This is a genomic window from Bradyrhizobium sp. 195, from assembly GCF_023101665.1.
GTDB lineage: Bacteria > Pseudomonadota > Alphaproteobacteria > Rhizobiales > Xanthobacteraceae > Bradyrhizobium.
Window position 1 is genome coordinate 411,256 of sequence record NZ_CP082162.1, and the last position, 18,691, is coordinate 429,946.

Here is an 18,691-nt window from a genome sequence, read left to right on the forward strand (position 1 = left end):
GAACGTGCTCAACTTAGACACCGCAAGGTAGCAAAGGCCAAGAATGTCAGCAGCCATTGAGCTGATCGTGGAGGGTTACGTTTCGCTCAAGGACCCGAAGTCTCTCGATGGGCTTAGGATGCAGCGCCGGAAACTGATTGCCGACCTCAATGCGTGTACCGGGATCGACTGCACGAGCACAATCCAGCAGATCGAGGAAGACATCGTCGTGATTGAGGCCGGGCTGGCGCGCTTCGACAGCGCGAGGACGAGATAACCGTCAGTCTGTGTTCACCCTGGTGTGGCCCGCAGGTTGCGGAGGTAATAGCCTTGTGCCCGCACGGCTGACTGGATTTCCTCGCTGACCTTGAGAACTCTTTTTCTGCTCTTGCGCCACTTATGCGCAGAGTAAAGCACGGGGACGGCAGAGCCTGTGCTTAGAACGAGCAAGTCGCGCTTGTGATTGCGATAGACATCAAACACCTTCTGCGCCCCGCTGATCATATGAACTAAGAATGAAGTATGTTTCTCGTCTCTATCGCGGAGCTTAGTGCCTCGAATGGCTATGCGGGTTGTAAATCTGCAACGCCTGCCGCTTTTTCCTTCATCGCGAATTGATGCAAGTCCACGGCTGGAGCGGGCGGCGCTTACGGAATTACCCTAGCGATGCCTTTCAAGGCACCAGCGGCTGTTGGTGACGAGGAAGGGGCGGCTTGTGCCTGGCGGTAGTGAACAGCTCCCGCATTAGCGTCATCTCGCTCCGGCCTCGGTGTTGCGGACCAGCCTGAACCGGTAATCGCGAAAGACGCCGGGCATCGGCTGTAAATTGCCGACGTAGCGATTGAGCACACGGAAGAGCGCGAGGATGGCAGCTTGGCTTGTTGTGATAGAATAGAGACTGCACCACATTTGCAGAGGATTACGCGTCGCAACAAAATTCGATTTAGGAGGTCAATATGGTTGATCAACGGACCGCGCCATGGGCGGCACTTCTGCTACGTCTAACTCTCGGCTCGCTCTTTATCGCACACTTGTATTGGAAGTTCGCCATACTCCCCGGAGGTCTAAGCACGTGGTGGGAGAACTTTGCAAAGAACGGATATCCAGCCATTACCCCATGGTACTGCATCTCGGCTGAATTTCTCGGTGCCATCCTCTTAATACCAGGCATTTGGACCCGCTGGGTCGCGCTCTACGCGCTCCCGCTTATTGCAGGAGCCGCCCATTTCTGGCTGATCCGAAAAGGCTTCTTTTTTACTGGAGCCGGGGCAGAGCTGCCGGTCGTCTGGTCGATAATGCTTGCGACCCAGGCCCTGCTTGGCGACGGGCTTTACGCCATGGTGCCTTCACTCGGCTCTCGAAGCGACTTGAGAGCCGCCTAGCTGCCCTTGGACGCCTAGCATCGGCTGCAAGTCGCGACGCAGCGGTTGACCACGCGGAAGAGCGCGAGGATGTCCGTGCTGCTTTCATTATTCCTTTTGACATCTCGGCCTTGGCAATATTGTCCAATGAGGCAGGGATTTCGGACATCATTGCTTCGAAAGCTGATGTAACTAGCTGCTTGTCCAGCGCGTTCATTCGGTCCCAGCGTTGCAATGTATCTTCGACTTCCTTTTTTGCTTCCATTGCTCGCGCTTCAGCCCATGGCTTCTTAATTCCTTCAAACATACCTGCTCCCCCCTCGATCACCGAATAAGCCGGTAGGCCTTAGGCTGGTAGCAACGCCAGCAGTGCGATTACCGTCTTGGTCATCGCGGCAAACAGGCCTTTAGCGATTCGCATCGAGTACACACACCCGCACTTTGGGATGGCGCAAAAACTATGCCTGAAGGATCGATTGACTGACGTGAATTGATGACGCGCATATCCTTCTGCACGGTCAACAGCCCAACAGGCGTACCGTCGGCATCCAATTCAACGAATACATGAGCGCCCATGCGGTCGGCGAAAGCAAAAGCTTTGTTTCCGATTCCGGGTGAGATGCCGATCCGCGCGTATTGACCGTCATTCTGATTGGTGTCGGGTGGGGACGTGATGAAAATGCTTTCGCTGAAGCCTTCGATTCTGCACCTCAGCACGTCGGCCGAGACGTTAGTCGCTAGAATGGTGAGCGTCAGCGAGGCGGCGAACGATAGCAGGGCGCATAGTGTCTTGGTCATCGGTTTCGTACCACCGAGCAGGTGCCGCTCTCCGACACTTGGCAGCTCGTCATCAACACCGGGACGACCATCGTGACCTTCCTGATGGTCTTCCTGATCCAGAACTCGCAGAACCGCGACAGTGCCGCGATCCAGGTGAATCTGGATGAGCTGATCCGGACGGGTATCGTGCAGAACAGCTTCGTGGGAATCGAGCATCTGAGCGCGGACGAACTCGAAGAACTGCGCGCGCGCTGCGAAGAACGCGCGAAGACCGTCGCCCAAGACGAGGTCGAGCGCAAGACGGGGAGGGCCGGCAGAGGCCGGAGAGCCGCAACTGACTAATCTGCTTCCGCCATCCGCTATTCCGGAACCCATGAATCCTTTGCTGTGTTACACGACGAACAGGAGGAGCCGATGGCGACAGCGAAGAAGACGGCACGCGGACGCAAGCAGGACCGGGCGCGCGTGGCCGGCGGGCAGGACCACGAAGTGAGATTCGAATCGAAAAAAACCGGGCGGTCGGCCTCGGCTGTGAAGAAGGCGGTCAAGAAGGTCGGCACCAGCCGCAAACGGGTCGAGAAGCGCCTTGGCCGGTAGTCGCCAACCGCGGCGCGACGTTGCACCGCGGCGCGCCGGCTATTTTTCCGGCGGGCACTCGGGGCAGGTGTCGCCGATCGAGTCCATGATGTCACGAACCTCGGCGGCGGCCTCGTCCGGAGAGATGCCGGACGGCGGGGCCAGGCGGGCGATGTCGAGGGCGCGCTCGCGGGCGTGCGGGTCGCCGCGGTCCTGCATCCATCCGTGTTCCTCGCACTCGCGGATGGCGCCCGCTTCCTGCAGCACGGAGATTGCCCAGCCGCGCAGCGTCCGGATGGTGGGCCGCCTCTCTCTCGTCATCAGCATTGAAATTGGTCCTGCTCGGTCGAATCCTTGCCACCCGGCCTTCGTTCCGGCCTGCTAACACAGTGCAGGGATTCGAAATCGTGCCGCGGCTTTTCCACCTGTCCGCCGCCCTGAGCAAATGGGCATTGCGCAATTTGGCAGCAACGCTCTGCCAAATTCCTCGGCTCACGCCGTTGCCCCTCCGGCATCACCGATCTGCTTGGTCTGGAGACGGAAAGGCCGACGACGCGAGCTCCTCAGCCGCAGGACGAGCTCCTGTCGGCGGTTGGCAGCGAACGGGAGCAGGGGCCGGCTTTCGTCCGTCGTCCTATTGGGAGGGATCCGAACGCCGGTTGTCAATGAACATCAGCGGAGTGATGTTCGTGGCGCGAGGCCAAACCACCCAAGCGGAAGCGCTATGCCGCAGAGAATTGCCATCCAGAGGAACGCTGCTCCACCATATGCGGCGTAGAGCATTCCTGACAGGAAGGTCAGTATAGCGGTCACCGAACCTGAGCCAAACGCGTAGAAGGTTTGGGCCGTTGCTGCGAGACTTGGGTGCACAAGCACTGCCATGGTGCGCATACAAGCAAGGTGAAGCAGGGCGAAGGTCAGACCGTGGAGTGGCTGCAGAATCGAGAGGGTGACGATGGACGTGGTCACGCCCGCAATCGACCACCGTATAATTCCAGCGATGGCCGCTACTGCGGCTGCGCCACGCGCATCGATACGATGGAGTAATGCCGGCCCAACTAGAACAAAGACGACGACTTCCGCAGCTACTGCTTCGGACCACAGCACGCTCATGATCCATGGCTGTATTCCAGCATTGCTCCATCTGATCACCGCAAACGCATCATGCAATGCGTGGCTCCCGTAGACTAGGGCTGATACCAAGATGACTGCCCGAAACTGCGGAATGGTGAGGAGTCTATATAGTCGAGCGAGAACTGGTGCGGCCGCATGTGATGACGATCGTGTGGCGGCAGGAGGGAGCCATGCGGTTGTTGCCGCCGTCAGCACAAGCAAAGACGCATTTATCCAGACGATAGGCGTCAGGTCGGTACTGGTTATGACGAGACCGATCGACAATGTGCCTGCAACGAATGCCGCAGACGCCGAACCTCGGACCCAGCCGTATTCAAAAGCTCGTCGTCCAGCCTGAGGCGTTGCTGCGTTGACTGACAAAGCATCCGCGATCGATGTTGTAGGGGCAAGCGCGGCCGCTTGAACCAAAGCTATCAAAAGGAGTAGCTGGAACGCCCGCGTCCAGAGCAGGGCAGTAGCTGCTCCCGCCGCGGCAATAGCGCAGGTTGCGAGGGTGAGCCGCAGCGATCCAGTGAGATCAGCGAGCACTCCAATCAAGGGACCAGCCGCTAGACGTATCAACATGGCTGCGGCCAATATCAGACCAATCTGCTGAGGTGGTAGAGCTTTTGTTTCGAAGAATTTCGGCCAAAACGGCGATGCCGCTCCAAAGGCTGCGTATAGAGCAGCGTAAAGAAGAATGTAGTCAAGTGGTCCGTTAACGCGCATGAATTTATTGCCGGTATGGGGCGACGAGGTGCAACGGGTTTTCTTCCTATGAGTTTCCCGCTGCGCAGGAACACCCTCCCTGTGGATGAATTGGGCTCTATGGCACGACGTGTAAGAGGTCCGTGGCCATCAAACGCGAAGGGAGTTGCGCTCGTATCGGCCCTGACACATAGGAACAGTCCCTTGAAGTACGTTGTTTATTCTCTTCTGGCGATAGCCGCTTCGACCACAATGGTCGGGGCACAACCGGTGCGCTGGACGACTTTTTCAATTCCGCAGACAGGCACATCGGTTCAGATCCCTTCATCAATATTCAGCCAAAGGGCAGGGCAGCCAGACGGGTTTGGACAACGGTTCGAAACGGTTGATGGCCGCGCTGAACTGACAATCCAGTCGGTACCTAGAAGAGGTAATGAGACGCCGGCGACCTTTCTAGCGGAAAGGGGGCCACCCGCGCACATTCAATACAAGAGAGTGACGCCGCAGTTCTTTGCAGTATCGAGTTACAAGCGGGATGTGGTCTGGTACAATCGATGCAACTTCTCTCGTCGCTTCGTGCACTGCGTATTGATTAACTACCCAGCGCGCGAGGAGCGCGCCTGGGACCAAATCGTCACGCGCATCAGTCTATCTCTGAAAGCCGATTGACGGGTGAAAGCCCTCTTGGCGTTGCAGCAGCACTTCCTCCGCTCAGAGCGCCGCCCGGCTGAGCGCCCTCATGCCGGCTCGGACGGGATCCAACTTTACCCGCTTCGCGGCCGCCTTGACCTACTTCGACGTCGCGTGCGGCACGCTGCAGAACGTGCTCGTGTAGAGAGCGCTTCGGTCGCGCAGCGAGCCTGGTCCAATACCCGCCGAGGCCAGTCCGTACTTCAAGGAGTGCCAGGGCAACGGGTACTGATCATTGCCGATCCGAGGAACCCGCCGAAGCCGAGATGCGCCTTCATCGGCGATGACATTGGATCCTGAGCAAAACGGCGGCACCTCGACGAGCGTTCCCATCAATTGCAACATAGGTGATGGACGGCCTCTCGCCGACCACCCTCGAGCTGTTTCGAGGAAATACGCGAGCTCTGCAAGGACGTCGAGGACGTCCTCGAGGCCGCAAAGCGCTTTGGCGTGCCGGCGCGGCTGCTTTCGCTGATCAAGGCGTCCCGAGACGATTTGCACGCCCACCTCGCCGAGACTGGCCCAAGACCATACTAGGACCGCGAGCCTTACCGGACAGCAGATCGCAGGCTCGCACTAGCACGGGGGCAGGCCCGCGGTCATCCGAAGTCGCTCGCGTCTACGCGATCTTTCTTGCCTCGGACGGGCAACTGGGAGTGCCGCCGTCGTAACGCGCCCGAACCGAGGCGATAGCGGCTCGGAGTCTTCCGGGCGCGTGGCAATCTCCCGAAGCTGCGCGCGAGTGCTCTCGAGGTCGTGCGTAGTCGTTGCTGTAAGCTGAAACATCTGCGCCTGCCAAGGTGCGCGATGCGGGCGGTGCTTCCGTGTTGCCGACAAACCGCTGCGTGCCCGTAAAGATACTGAGTAGTGCGACGTTAACCCTGTCTTTGGAGCGCATCGGTAGGATTGCCTAATAAGTGTGCAATCCCAGCAGGTTGCATGCAGGACCTGCACGAAGAGGTTGAGAGAGACAGATGCGCATGATCGAGAACATTGGAATTGGAATGAAGCTGGCCATTTCGTCCATGTTGGGCATCTTGCTCGTTGCCGCGATGGTCGCAGCTCAGATAATTAGCAACGCGACCATTCAGGCCGCCAACGACACAGCAACCATTCAGCAGACAATCACGAAGGATGGAATCGACGCGAAAGCTTCGGTGCGCGGCCTGCAAGTGGGCGTGCGGGACATCCGGCTTGCTGCCAGCACGGACGAGATGCAGTCCGCCCTAGAATATCTTTCGGCACGCGAGAAGTCGGTGCTCGGCTTCTGCGACGAGATGCTGAGGCTCTCGCAATCGGCGGAAAACCGAGAAAGAATTTCGAGGCTGAGAACGCTTGCCAACGAGTTCGTCAGCAAGGCTGGAGGCATCGCGAAGGTTAGAGCCGAGGCGATCCAATTCGGGGACAAGCGAGCGACGGCAGAAGACGCTGCCCGGATCGCAAAGCTGGAAGTCGAGGCCAAGCGCATCGCCGTCGAGCAGACACTGCCCATCGCGACTGAGATGGACAAACTCGCCAATCGGATCGGGGACTTCGCCAAGCACCGCGTCAAGGAGGAGCATGACAAAGCAATGGCGGAGATGGGATGGTCGGAGCGGAAGTCCCTCATGATCGGAGTTGGCGTCGCGTTGATGTTGATCGGCGCGGCCGTACTTTCGTTCATGACCATCGCACGGCCGGCCCGGTCCCTTGCCGGGGCCATGCACGAACTTGCCGGCGGCAACTTCTCCGTTACTTTGCCTGGTCTTGGCCGCAGGGACGAGATCGGCGCGATTGCCGCGGCAGTCGAGCAGTTCAAGACGATATCCGAGCAGAAGGCCCGCGACGATGCCGAAGCCAAGGCTGCGCAGGACCGTCTCGTGGCCGAACGCCGAAAAGCCGACATGATGAGGCTGGCCGAAGAATTCGAAGGAGCCGTCGGCGGCATCGTCGAGGCTGTCTCCACGGCTTCCGGTCAGCTTAAGGCCTCTGCCACGACCCTCACTTCCACGGCGGGTCGAGCCCAGGAAATGGCGACAATGGTCGCAACAGCTTCGGAAGAGGCCTCGACCAACGTGCAGTCCGTCGCCAGCGCCACCGAGGAATTGTCCTCGTCCGTCAACGAGATCAGCCGCCAAGTGCAGGAATCAGCCCGCATGGCCGGTGCAGCCGTCGACCAGGCCCGCACCACGACCGATCGGGTGGGGCAGTTGTCCAAAGCCGCGGCTCGCATTGGCGACGTCGTGGAATTGATCAACACGATCGCCGGCCAGACCAATCTGCTCGCGCTCAATGCGACCATCGAAGCGGCGCGCGCCGGCGAAGCCGGCCGTGGCTTCGCGGTCGTAGCCTCCGAGGTGAAAGCCCTTGCCGAGCAGACCGCCAAGGCCACCGGGGAGATCGGCCATCAAATTGCGAGCATACAGTCCGCGACCGGGGACTCCGTTACCGCCATCAAAGACATCAGTGCCACGATCGAAAGGCTGTCGGAAATCTCATCGACCATCGCGGCCGCCGTGGAAGAGCAGGGCGCCGCAACTCAGGAAATCGCCCGAAACGTGCAGCAGGCCGCTCAAGGCACCGGGCAAGTGTCCGCCAACATCATCGACGTGCAGCGTGGCGCCAGCGAAACCGGTTCTGCCTGCTCGCAGGTTCTGTCCGCGGCCCATTCGCTCGCCACCGACAGCAGCCGCCTCAGTCATGAGGTGGGCAGATTCTTGAACACTGTTAGAACGGCGTAGGGCCGCTTAGGATTGCTCCAGTGTGGCGGCTACGTACACCCACGAAGCTCAGTGCGCTCTTGTTTACGCGGCGACCCCCTGGTCGCCAATCTTCCGATGTTCGCCGGGCTCGACGCCGCCGGGCGGAATGATTGGAGCCCTCAGTTTGGGCTCGTTAGAAATGTCACCACAAGGTCCGGCGAGGAGGGCGCACGGACGCGAAGCTGGCCGGGGTTGCGCAGCGGCCGGGCGCCCGGATGAGAGGCCCAGTGCCAGTGACGGCGACTGGTCGATGCGGGATTTATAGCCTGCCTTGAACAGGCTCGCACCTTGGCCGCGCCGGCGCGGGGCCTTCTGGCTGCGGCTGACGTCGAGCAGCTTCTGCTGCTCGGCGATGTACGCCAGAACCGGTCCCAACCTCTTGTTCTCGACGATCGCCGCCTGGTCGACCTGTCGCACCTTGTCGAATGTCCGGTAGGGCAACGCACGGCCCCTGTGCTTGATCACAAGCCGCCCATCCGGATAATCGAACACGGTGACGCGCTGGCGGGCGAGGGTGCTCGTGATCTCGTTCGGCTCGAGGATGAACAGCATCTTGTCGTATTGCAGCGTCAAGCTCTGCGATACCGTGCGCTCTCCCTTCCAGGCAAAGGCATCATCCACGACGTCCTGCTCGGTCAGTGGGCGATGAACGTCCTTGTCAGTGGAGTCTTCGCAAATCGCCGATTGTAATCTTCCATAAACGCCGGCAAAAATGCATTGCCGGCCTCGATGGTCGAGATTCCGGCCAGCCGCATCTCCTTCACAGCCGATCTTGGAGCGTTCCATTGGCACGTTCGACACGGCCCTTCGCCTGCGGAGCGTTGGCACAGATGATATCGATGTTGAGCTCGTGCAGCGCACGGCCAAACTGGGTCATGCCATCGCCCCCGGTTGCCCCGACCTTGTTCAGCCGGAACGTCGCGTGCTTATCCGAGTAGAATGCGATCGGCTTGCCATAGCGCTGCAAATAGGCGCGCGTCGCGGCAAAATAATCAAAGGTCGACTCCGTCTCTGCAAAGCGCAAGTGCATCAAACGACTGGTCGCATCATCGATGAAGACGAGCAGGGTGCATTGTGGGCCGCGATCCTCGAACCACCAGTGTTCAGAGCCGTCGATCTGAATCAACTCGCCCACACAGTCGCGGCGATGCCGTGGCTGGTAGACCCGTTTGAGCCGTTGCCGGCGATCCTGCCAGAGCCCGTCGGCCAGCATCCAGCGCCGCACCGTCTCAACACCAAATGCAGCCCGTGCCGCTCCGAAAGCTTCTCCGCCGCCAACGTCGGGCCGAAGTCGCCGTAATTGGCCTTGATCAGCGCCATCGCTTCGGTCCGGACAACCGCCGGATACGCCCGATTGCTCGGCTTGCCGCGCTTCTTGGAAATCAGTGCTGCAGGGCCGCCAGCGCGATATGCCTTGAGCAATCGGAACACTTGGCGTCTCGTCACGCCCATCAGCTGCGCCGCTTCGCTCGGTCGTATCCGCTCGGCCAGCAAGTCCTTCAGCACGTGAACCCGGTCGAGCTCCGCTCGGCTCATCGACAGCACCGTCATCACACCAAACTCCCAAGCCCTCATGGCCGGGACAGTAATGAGGACAGGTGTGACCTTTCTAATGGTGGTCTACATCATTTCTTCGCATAAGATTGATTTCGGAATATATTCCTACCGTGGAAGCTTAGGTCTTGCGGAGAATCGCTCTGACTTCACCGAGCGGTTGCCCGATTTTGTGCCAATTCCCCGGCATTTCCATGCCTGTCCGGGGCGGCCCCGAAAGTCTCACCCTGAATTGAGCTGCTTGACCCGGGGGCAGGGAGCCCAGCTGACTGGAACGTTATCGAGTTTCGTTTATTTCTCCTGTTGCGTTTATTTCGAATATCGCCTACATACAAGGCCTGCAGGGGAGAAGATACAATGACGATGCCAGCCTATGCCGAAGAGCTGGGAGGTACTCGCTTGCCTTCCGCGAGTGAGAAGGCGGCAGCCAACCAGCTCCGTCAGATACTCGCGTCGCATGCGACAGGAGATGCCAAACTGCGCGTGCTCGACGATGCGCAAAAGGCTGCTGAGATCACCTTGTCACCGGCCCTGTCGAGTCTCTTGATGGAATTGCTGCGGCATATCGGTCGCGGCGACGCGGTGACGCTCGTGCCTGTACATGAGATGTTGACTACGCAGCAAGCTGCCGACATCCTGAATGTCTCGCGTCCGTTTCTGGTCTCGCTGCTCGAGAAGAACGAAATTCAGCACGTGACAGTGGGACGTCATCGCAGGATCAGGGCGGAGGACCTCTTCGCCTATAAGCGCATGCGTGATGAGAAGCGGGGCAACGCGCTTGCGAATCTCGGTGAGCGGGACGCGGAGCATTTGTAAGCTTGTTTGCAAACCGCTTCACCGCATTCATCGATGCGTGCTCGCTTGCGAGCGCGCTCAAAAGGAACCTGCTTCTCTCCTTGGCGGAGGCGGAGTTTTTTCGTCTCCGCTGGTCGAGCCGCGTCCTGGATGAGACTGAAGCAGCTATCGAGGAAATCTTGAGCGGCAAAGGCTTTGAGGATGCAAGGGCACGCGCGAAGCACGCGCGCGCCAGCATGGAAGCTGCCTTCGAAGACGCCATGGTTACTGATTTTGACAACTTCTTGCCGGTCGCGGCGGGTCTGCCCGATCCCGGTGATCACCACGTTGTTGCCGCGGCGGCCAAGACGCAAGCCGCAATGATCGTTACTGATAACCTCAAGGACTTCCCGGCGACAGTTCTTTCCGACCTGAACATGGAGGCGAAATCCGCCGACGCTTTCATTGCGGATACTATCGCGCTCGACGAAGCGCGCGCCGTTGCAGCCATCCGGCGCATGCGCGAACGCTTCAAGAAACCGGAAATGACGCCAGTGGAGCTATTGCTCGTGATGGAGGCTGCGGGATTAATTGAGACAGTTGACCTGCTAAGGCCACACGTCGAATCTCTCTAGCCAATGATCGATTCCGCGACTACTAGCTTGGCTTTTGGCAGCACGATTTGATGCAAACTCCACTTCGGATATTCCATAATGAAGGTTATGCGAATAGAAGATCTAGACCACCGAACCTGTCCTTTTGGTATTGAGACGGTACGGCGCTGGATGCTGGCTGATGGGCTCTGGCAGGATCGCCGGCAACGGCTAGTCGCCGTCTCCGGCATTGGGGTTCTCATCCGGGCGCCCGGCCGCTGTGCAACCCCGGCCAGCTTCGCGTCCGCGCGCCCTCCTCGCCGGGTCTTGCGGTGACATTTCTAACGAGCGCAATCGGCGACTTGTCTATCGAGTTCCAACAGAAGAGAACGACGGGCGCCGCCAATATGAGCTTCAGCCAGTTCCAGCTGGGCTGAGCAGCATATGGAGGTCGATCAGATGCGCGCGCATCTCCAGGCCGCATTCCGTGCTGTTGCAGACACCCGTTCGATGGCATCTGCGCGCGCATATCACCCAGAGTGCGCGCCACGAAGATCAAGCGCCTGTCCGGCTGCCACCCTACGTGACTTTTGCGAGGCTTGGCCGCCGGGGCCACCTCCTTCACGCTTCGCCACGGGGCCTTCCATCAAGTCGACGACGTTCTCTCCCTTCGGCCACTCCACGGCCCGGGATCGTCTCGCTGGCGCGCTTTTGACTAATCAGCCCATCAGTGAATGACGATGTGCCTGGCCAAGTCGAGCATGTCTCTGAGGACGCACTTTAGAAACGCGTTGGGCCGGCCGCGCCTTGATTCGTTGTAGATCTAAATACTAGTATTAAATTTTGGTACTTACATTAATAATCGGTTGGGTCAGAGAGGGCGGTAGGTCTTAATCGTTGCCCGCGCTTTCTGGACCACAACCTGCCTCCGTCAATGTCGTTCGGCCCGCAGCTCAATGGCTGGCGGGAGCAAGCGCCGCCAATCGGCTGACAGTCACCGTGCTCAGCGGATTTCTGAGTTCGGGGAAGCCATCCTCACTCCAGCAACAACGAAATGATGGGGCGCTGGGCATTAAAGCTCTATGCGACCATGTGACACGGAAATCTTGATTTTAAATGTTTAATGTAGTTAATATTGCTGCTTTAATTTGGCGTGAATTGAATTTTTGCCGGCGACGCCATGGTTGTAGCAACCGTTCCGAATAACAGCGCGATCGCAGCCGAACGGCAGATCGCGTGGGGCTTCGCGCTCGGCTCCTGGTTCAGAGCCTCTCCTGTAAGTCTTAAATTGGCTCGCTCACGAACATTAGAGATGTCGCTTCACACGTCGTCTAGGTGACGGCCATCGGGACCTGTCACGCATATTCCCCTATCTCTCGCGAGGATGTCATGAGGTCCTTGTACGAAAAGTCCGGCTTGAGCCACATAGCTCTCGGATTGCGGAGTTGGCCACGGACTCTGCGCCAGAGAAATATCTGGGCGTCTGATTCAGACGCCGAGGACGAGCGGCTGTCGCCGCACGCCGCACGAAATCCGCTGAAAAGTACAGGCCCGAGCACCTCCGATACCGATGCGCTATCGTCCAGTATGACTTCGCCCCCTGGATTTGCGGGCGTAACCGCAGGATTGCGAACGCCAACTTCTGCGGCAGCCGACCGAATGACCTCAAATCCCGTCGTCATCCTCGGTCAGGTCCCGTCGGCGGCCTTGACCCCGAGCGTCATCGGATCGTCTACGCCTCCAGCGGTCGCGCAGATTTGTGGTTGCGGCTACTTCATTGCTCCAACACGATTGCTCGATCAAAGTGCAGGCCATAACGGACAATTGCAGGGTAGTCGATTGTCTGGAGGAGCGGATTTCGTGCTGACCGGTCATGCCGGCATCATGGGAGCCTCTACCAGTGCTGACATGTCATTGCAGCACGTTGCGCCACTTGCCAACTGGAGCGTGCTGCCAGGCGGAGGCGAGACCGGTGCGAGGACGTCGGCCGGCCCAATCGGAACTTTGTCCGGCTCGGTGACGACCGCAAAGGCTCCCCCGGCCGGCCGCCAGCCCGCCACAACGGAGTCGACCAGCCTTCTCGCGGCCGCAGCGGCTTCTACAAATCCAATCGTTCTCGAGAACCAGAAGCCGGGAAACCCACAAAGCGAATGGGATATCGTTGGCGCGGGCAGTTCGAATATCGAAGGTTTTGCCACCGACATCAGCGTCAATCGGGGCAATCGGGTCGACTTCAAGATCAATACGAATTCATCAAACTACCGGATCGACATCTACCGCCTTGGCTACTATGGCGGCATGGGAGCGCGAAAGGTCGCCACGATCCAGCACACGGGCGTGCAGAATCAGCCTGCGCCGCTGCGCGACGCGGCCACCGGCCTGGTCGATGCCGGCAATTGGTCCGTCTCAGACTCTTGGAATATTCCGGGCGATGCGGTGTCCGGCGTTTATATCGCAAAGCTCGTGCGCCAGGACGGAACTGCCGGCGCCAATCACATCCCCTTCATCGTTCGAGACGACGGCAGCACCAGCGATGTCGTCTTCCAAACCTCGGACACGACCTGGCAGGCCTATAACGGCTGGGGCGGCGCCAATTTCTATGGCGGCAACGGTCCCGCGACCGGTCAAGGCGCGGGACGTGCCTACGCGGTGAGCTATAACCGGCCGATTGCCACCCGCGGCAACGTCGGGACCGTTGCCGGTCCGCAGGACTATCTGTTCGGCGCCGAATATTCAGCGATCTACTGGCTGGAGCAGAATGGTTACGACGTCTCCTACATGTCGGGAGTCGATGCAGACCGTTACGGCAGTCTCCTCCTCAACCACCAGCTCTACCTCGATGTTGGTCACGACGAATATTGGTCCGGACAGCAACGCGCCAATGTCCAGGCGGCCCGCGATGCCGGCGTGAATCTCGCGTTCTGGAGCGGCAACGAGATGTATTGGCGCACTCGCTGGGGCAACAGCATCAGCAGCGAAGCCAGCGCCTATCGCACCCTGATCTCCTATAAGGAGACCTGGTTACCGGGAGCGTCGATTGATCCAAGCGACCAGTGGACTGGGACGTTCCGTGATCCACGCCTCAGCCCGCCGGCGGTTGGCGGGGGAATCCCGGAAAATGCCCTGATCGGGCAGATGTTCCAGGTCGATGATGTCGGCCAAGGCAACCTCCAGGCAATCACAATTCCCGATGACGACGCCAATCTGCGCTTCTGGCGCAACACCAGCGTCGCCAATCTTCAGCCCGGGCAAACAGCAACGCTGACCAAGAACTATCTCGGCTACGAGTGGGACGAAGCGCCCGACAACGGATTCGATCCAGCCGGCCTGGTTCGACTCTCCTCGACAACGCTTCCCGTCAATAGCTATCTCCTCGACTACGGCAACACGACCGGCAGCGGCGTCTCAACCCATAATCTGACGCTCTATCGCGCTCCGAGCGGCGCATTGGTCTTTGGCGCCGGAACGGTCTATTGGGCGTGGGGCCTGAGCGACAATCACGACCTGGCGCCGACGCCAACCGATCCGCGCGTGCAACAGGCGATGATCAACCTGCTCGCCGACATGGGGATACAACCTGGAACGCTCCAGCCGGGGATGGTCGCGGGTACCGCTTCAGCGGACTCGACGGCCCCGACCTCCACCATCAACGCACTGGCAAATTTCGTTGCCGGAAGTGCGGTCACGATTTCCGGCACGGCAGCGGATGACGGCGGTGGCGTGATCGCCGGCGTGGAAGTCTCGACCGATGGCGGACTGAGCTGGCAGAACGCGATCGGTGACGAGACATGGACATATACCTGGTCGCCGCAGGTTGGCGGGACTTACACCATCAAATCACGCGCGGTGGACGACAGCATCAATCTGGAAACACCCTCGGCGGGGCGCACGGTGACTGTTTCGGCACCAACTTATGTGACGCTGTTCCCAGGCTCGGCGACCCCTGCGGTCGTCAACACCACAGATTCAAGCGCGGTCGAGCTCGGAGTGAAGTTTCAGACCTCGGTGGCCGGTACTGCTAGCGGCATTCGGTTCTACAAGAGCAGCCAGGATACGGGTACCCACACCGGCGAGCTCTGGTCGAGCACGGGCACGAAGCTGGCGACGGTCACCTTCACAAACGAGACCGCGAGTGGCTGGCAGAGCGCGATCTTTTCCACTCCGGTGTCGCTGACGCCAGGGGCAACCTACACCGCCTCCTATCATACCAATGTGGGCCGCTACTCCAACACCACCAACTACTTCACCACTAACGTGACAAGCGGTCCGCTAACAGCGCCCGCTTCCGGTAATGGCGTCTACGCGTACGGCAGCACAAGCCTGTTTCCGACGAATACGTTCTCTGCGACGAACTTCTGGGTCGACGTCATGTTCAACCCGTCCGCCGCCAACCAGTCGCCGGCGGCCGCGAACGATGTCGGCCCTACCGTGACGCAAGACACACCGATGGCCATCACGGCGGCGTCCCTAATCGCCAATGACAGCGATCCGGACAGCGATGCCTTGACTGTCACTGCCGTGAGCGCACCCACGAACGGAACCGTCACGCTCAACACGCAACCCAATCCACAGAACAATACCATCACCTTCACGCCCAACGCCGGCTATACCGGTCCGGCGAGCTTCAGCTACACAATCTCGGACGGACGCGGCGGCACGGCTTCGGCGAATGTGAGCTTCTCGGTGGTACCGCCCGGAGCGGCTCCCGTGAGCCTGTTCAGCGCGTCCAGCACACCGGCACAAACCGCCCTTAATGATGGACAACAGCTCGAGGTCGGCGTGAAATTCACGTCGTCGGTTGCCGGCAAGGTCACAGCCCTCAAGTTCTACCGCAGCGCCAGCGACACCGGCTCCGACATCGTCAATCTGTGGACCGCCACCGGCACCAAGCTCGCCAGCGCGACGTTCACCAACACAGCCGCTAGCGGCTGGCAGACCGTCGCGCTGCCAGCGGCCGTGTCCATCGCCGCCAACACCACCTACGTTGCCTCCTATCACACCACCGGCACCTATGTGGCGACCAACGGCTATTTCACCACCGCTGTCACCAATGGCCCCCTGACGGCACCTTCAGCCGGCAACGGTGTCTACGCCTATGGTGGCACCGGCACCGCCGGGATCTTCCCGACCAACACCTACAACGGCGCCAACTACTGGACGGACGTCGTGTTCGTTCCGAACGGCTCCACCAATGTCGCGCCGACGGCGGTCGCCGACGCGACGGACGCCACCGAAAAGGGTGGAACGGCGAACGGCACCGGCGGCTCGCTGGCCACCGGCAACGTCCTTACCAACGACACCGACTCCGATGCCGGCGACACTAAGACCGTGACCGCCGTCAGCTTCGGCGCGACCGCCGGTACGCTTGGCACGGCGCTCGCCGGCGCCCGCGGCAGCCTAGTGCTCAATGCCTCCGGGGCGTTCACCTACACCATCAACGAGAACGATGCCGCTGTGCAGGCCTTGCGGCTGTCGACCAACACGCTGACCGATGTCTTCAACTACACGATGCGCGACACCGCCGGCGCCACATCGTCGGCGACACTGACTGTCACCATTCACGGCGCCAACGACGCGCCGGTGCTAGCAGCCCAGACGGGCAACCAGAGCGCCACCGTGGGCTCGACCTTCTCCCTGGTGCTGCCCGCCAATACCTTCACCGACGTCGATTCCGGCGACACGCTCACCTACGCCGCCACCGCTGCCGACGGCTCGGCGCTTCCGGCATGGCTGACCTTCAACGCTTCGACACGGACGTTCAGCGGCACACCGACGGCGGCCGGTACCTTCGGTATCAGGGTTGCAGCCACCGATCTCGGGACCCTCGCCGCCAACGAGACGTTCAACATCATCGTGTCGACAACGCCGAACGCGGTGCCGACGGCGGTCGCCGACGCGGCGGATGCCACCGAGAAGGGCGGAACCGCCAATGGCTCGGGCGGCTCGCCCGGAAGCGGCAACGTCCTCACCAACGACACCGATCCCGACGCCGGCGACACCATGACTGTCACCGCCGTCAGCTTCGGCGGGACCTCAGGCACGCTTGGCGCGGCCCTCGCGGGAGCCCACGGAAGCCTCGTGCTCAATGCCGCCGGTGCGTTCACCTACACCATCAGCGAAACCGATGCCGCCGTGCAGGCTTTACGGCAATCGACCAATACGCTGGCCGATGTCTTCAACTACACCATGCGCGACACCTCTGGCGCCACGTCGTCGACCACGCTCACGGTCACCCTTCACGGCGCCAACGACGCGCCGATGCTGGCGGCCCAGACCGCGGACCAGAACGCGAGCACCGGCTCGGCCTTCTCCCTGGTGCTGCCTGCCAATACCTTCACCGACGTCGATTCCGGCGACACGCTGACCTACTCGGCCACCGCCGCCGACGGCTCGGCGCTTCCGGCATGGCTGACGTTCAACGCTTCGACACGGACGTTCAGCGGCACGCCGACAGCGGCTGGTAACGTCGGTGTCAGGGTTTCAGCGAGGGATCTTGGCGGCCTTGCCGCGAGCGAGACATTCAATATCGCCGTGTCCGTCCCTCCCGCGACGGTGAGCCTGTTCTCGAGTTCGGACAGGCCGGCGTTGCTGTCGGATTCCGATGCGTCCCAAGTTAATCTCGGCGTGAAGTTTACGTCGTCTGCGGCCGGCACCATTACCGGCATCAAATACTACAAGGGCGCCAGTGACACCGGCACGCATACCGGCTCATTGTGGAGCAGCACCGGCACCCTGCTGGCGACCGCGACCTTCACGGGCGAGACCACCAGCGGCTGGCAGACCGTGACGTTCGGCAACCCGGTGTCGATCACCGCCGGCACCACCTACGTCGCGAGCTTCCACAGCAACGGCCGTTACACGGCAACCGGTAACTATTTCACCACCGCTCATGTCAACGGCCCGCTGACGGCACCCGCGAGTGGCAACGGCGTTTACACCTACGGCACGGGCACTCTGTTCCCCACCAGCACATTCGGTGCAACCAATTACTGGGTGGATGTGGTGTTCACCACAGGCGGCGGCGCCAACCAGTCGCCGGCTGCGGCGAACGACAGCGGTTTCAACGCTTCCCAGAACAGTTCGCTCACGATTGCTGCTTCGGCGCTGCTCGCTAACGATACCGATCCGGACGGCGATGCATTGACGATCACGGGCGTCAGTGGCGACGTCAACGGCACCGCGAGCTTGAATGCCCAGACCAATACCGTGACCTTCACGCCGACGGCGGGCTATACCGGGCCAGCGTCCTTCAACTATGCCATCGCCGACGGCCGGGGCGGCACCGCCAGTGCGTCGGTCGCTCTCACCGTGAACGCCGCGTCTTCTACCATTGTGAGCCTGTTCAGTTCGAATCCCACGCCGAGCATTGTGTCGGTCAACGATCCGAACTCGGTGGAGCTTGGGATGAAGTTCCAAGCCTCCAGTGCCGGCGACATCACCGGACTCCGCTTCTACAAAGGCGCATCGAACACCGGCAGCCACGTCGCGGATCTCTGGAGCAGCACCGGCACCCTGCTCGCCACCGCCACCTTCACCAACGAAACCGCCAGCGGCTGGCAACAGGTGAATTTCGCGACCCCGGTGACGATCAACCCGGGAACCACTTACATCGCGTCCTATCACACCGCCGGAAACTACGCGGCCGATCCGAACCTGTTTGCCAACGCCGTCACCAACGGGCCGCTGACGGCTCCGTCGTCCAGCTCCAGCGGCGGCAACGGCGTGTATACGTACGGAAGCGGGAGCCTATTCCCGACGAACACCTACAACTCGACGAGCTATGGTGTTGACGTGCTGTTCCGTCCCCAGCTCACCAGCTAGG

12 protein-coding genes and 3 pseudogenes are annotated in these 18,691 nt (G+C 60.5%); 9 read left to right on the forward strand and 6 right to left on the reverse strand.

Features of this window, described 5'->3' with window-relative positions; genetic code table 11:
- The first annotated feature begins 43 nt into the window (after window positions 1–43).
- Window positions 44–256, forward strand: coding sequence for a hypothetical protein (locus tag IVB26_RS40830; RefSeq protein WP_247973519.1), 213 nt, complete (start codon window positions 44–46; stop codon window positions 254–256).
- Window positions 257–270: 14 nt separating this feature from the next.
- On the opposite strand, the gene IVB26_RS40835 is transcribed toward IVB26_RS40830, so the two are convergent.
- Together IVB26_RS40835 and IVB26_RS40840 are read right to left on the reverse strand one after the other, a co-directional pair.
- Window positions 271–462, reverse strand: coding sequence for a hypothetical protein (locus IVB26_RS40835; protein ID WP_247973520.1), 192 nt, complete (start codon window positions 460–462; stop codon window positions 271–273).
- Window positions 463–738: 276 nt separating this feature from the next.
- Window positions 739–888 (reverse strand): annotated as a pseudogene (locus IVB26_RS40840) (SOS response-associated peptidase); the annotation flags it as partial.
- Window positions 889–935: 47 nt separating this feature from the next.
- On the opposite strand from IVB26_RS40840, the gene IVB26_RS40845 reads away from it, so the two are divergent.
- Complete coding sequence (locus tag IVB26_RS40845; RefSeq protein WP_247973521.1) at window positions 936–1,361, forward strand: DoxX family protein; 426 nt, start codon at window positions 936–938, stop codon at window positions 1,359–1,361.
- Window positions 1,362–1,727: 366 nt separating this feature from the next.
- Here IVB26_RS40845 and IVB26_RS40850 read toward each other — a convergent pair whose 3' ends face one another.
- The gene (locus IVB26_RS40850; RefSeq protein WP_247973522.1) at window positions 1,728–2,138 is read right to left on the reverse strand and encodes a hypothetical protein; all 411 of its coding nucleotides are present in this window, start codon (window positions 2,136–2,138) and stop codon (window positions 1,728–1,730) included.
- A 30-nt stretch (window positions 2,139–2,168) separates the two neighbouring features.
- On the opposite strand from IVB26_RS40850, the pseudogene IVB26_RS40855 reads away from it, so the two are divergent.
- Together IVB26_RS40855 and IVB26_RS40860 are read left to right on the forward strand one after the other, a co-directional pair.
- Window positions 2,169–2,462 (forward strand): annotated as a pseudogene (locus tag IVB26_RS40855) (low affinity iron permease family protein); the annotation flags it as partial.
- 72 nt (window positions 2,463–2,534) lie between these two features.
- Window positions 2,535–2,717, forward strand: a complete 183-nt coding sequence (locus tag IVB26_RS40860) for a DUF3606 domain-containing protein (RefSeq protein ID WP_247973524.1) — start codon at window positions 2,535–2,537, stop codon at window positions 2,715–2,717.
- Window positions 2,718–2,756: 39 nt separating this feature from the next.
- Here IVB26_RS40860 and IVB26_RS40865 read toward each other — a convergent pair whose 3' ends face one another.
- Complete coding sequence (locus IVB26_RS40865; RefSeq protein WP_247973525.1) at window positions 2,757–3,023, reverse strand: hypothetical protein; 267 nt, start codon at window positions 3,021–3,023, stop codon at window positions 2,757–2,759.
- Between the two features lie 345 nt (window positions 3,024–3,368).
- Window positions 3,369–4,538, reverse strand: coding sequence for an MFS transporter (locus IVB26_RS40870; protein ID WP_247973526.1), 1,170 nt, complete (start codon window positions 4,536–4,538; stop codon window positions 3,369–3,371).
- Between the two features lie 231 nt (window positions 4,539–4,769).
- Between IVB26_RS40870 and IVB26_RS40875 the strand changes: the two genes are divergently transcribed.
- Both IVB26_RS40875 and IVB26_RS40880 read left to right on the forward strand, forming a co-directional pair.
- On the forward strand, window positions 4,770–5,186 hold the full coding sequence (locus tag IVB26_RS40875) for a hypothetical protein (RefSeq protein ID WP_247973922.1): 417 nt from the start codon (window positions 4,770–4,772) through the stop codon (window positions 5,184–5,186).
- A gap of 1,025 nt (window positions 5,187–6,211) precedes the next feature.
- A complete protein-coding gene (locus IVB26_RS40880) occupies window positions 6,212–7,927 on the forward strand; it encodes a methyl-accepting chemotaxis protein (protein WP_247973527.1) in 1,716 nt (571 codons plus the stop codon).
- 285 nt (window positions 7,928–8,212) lie between these two features.
- Here IVB26_RS40880 and IVB26_RS40885 read toward each other — a convergent pair.
- Window positions 8,213–9,499 (reverse strand): annotated as a pseudogene (locus IVB26_RS40885) (ISNCY family transposase); the annotation flags it as partial.
- A 360-nt stretch (window positions 9,500–9,859) separates the two neighbouring features.
- Between IVB26_RS40885 and IVB26_RS40890 the strand changes: the two are divergent.
- The 3 genes from IVB26_RS40890 to IVB26_RS40900 all read left to right on the forward strand — a co-directional run bounded on the left by IVB26_RS40890 (window position 9,860) and on the right by IVB26_RS40900 (window position 18,690).
- Window positions 9,860–10,318 carry a helix-turn-helix domain-containing protein gene (locus IVB26_RS40890; RefSeq protein WP_247973528.1) on the forward strand — a complete coding sequence of 153 codons (459 nt, stop codon included), beginning with the start codon at window positions 9,860–9,862 and terminating at the stop codon, window positions 10,316–10,318.
- Window positions 10,319–10,320: 2 nt separating this feature from the next.
- A complete protein-coding gene (locus tag IVB26_RS40895; RefSeq protein WP_247973529.1) occupies window positions 10,321–10,911 on the forward strand; it encodes a PIN domain-containing protein in 591 nt (196 codons plus the stop codon).
- 1,545 nt (window positions 10,912–12,456) lie between these two features.
- Window positions 12,457–18,690: a DUF4082 domain-containing protein gene (locus IVB26_RS40900; protein ID WP_247973530.1), complete on the forward strand. Its 6,234-nt coding sequence runs from the start codon at window positions 12,457–12,459 to the stop codon at window positions 18,688–18,690.
- Window position 18,691: the final 1 nt, after the last annotated feature.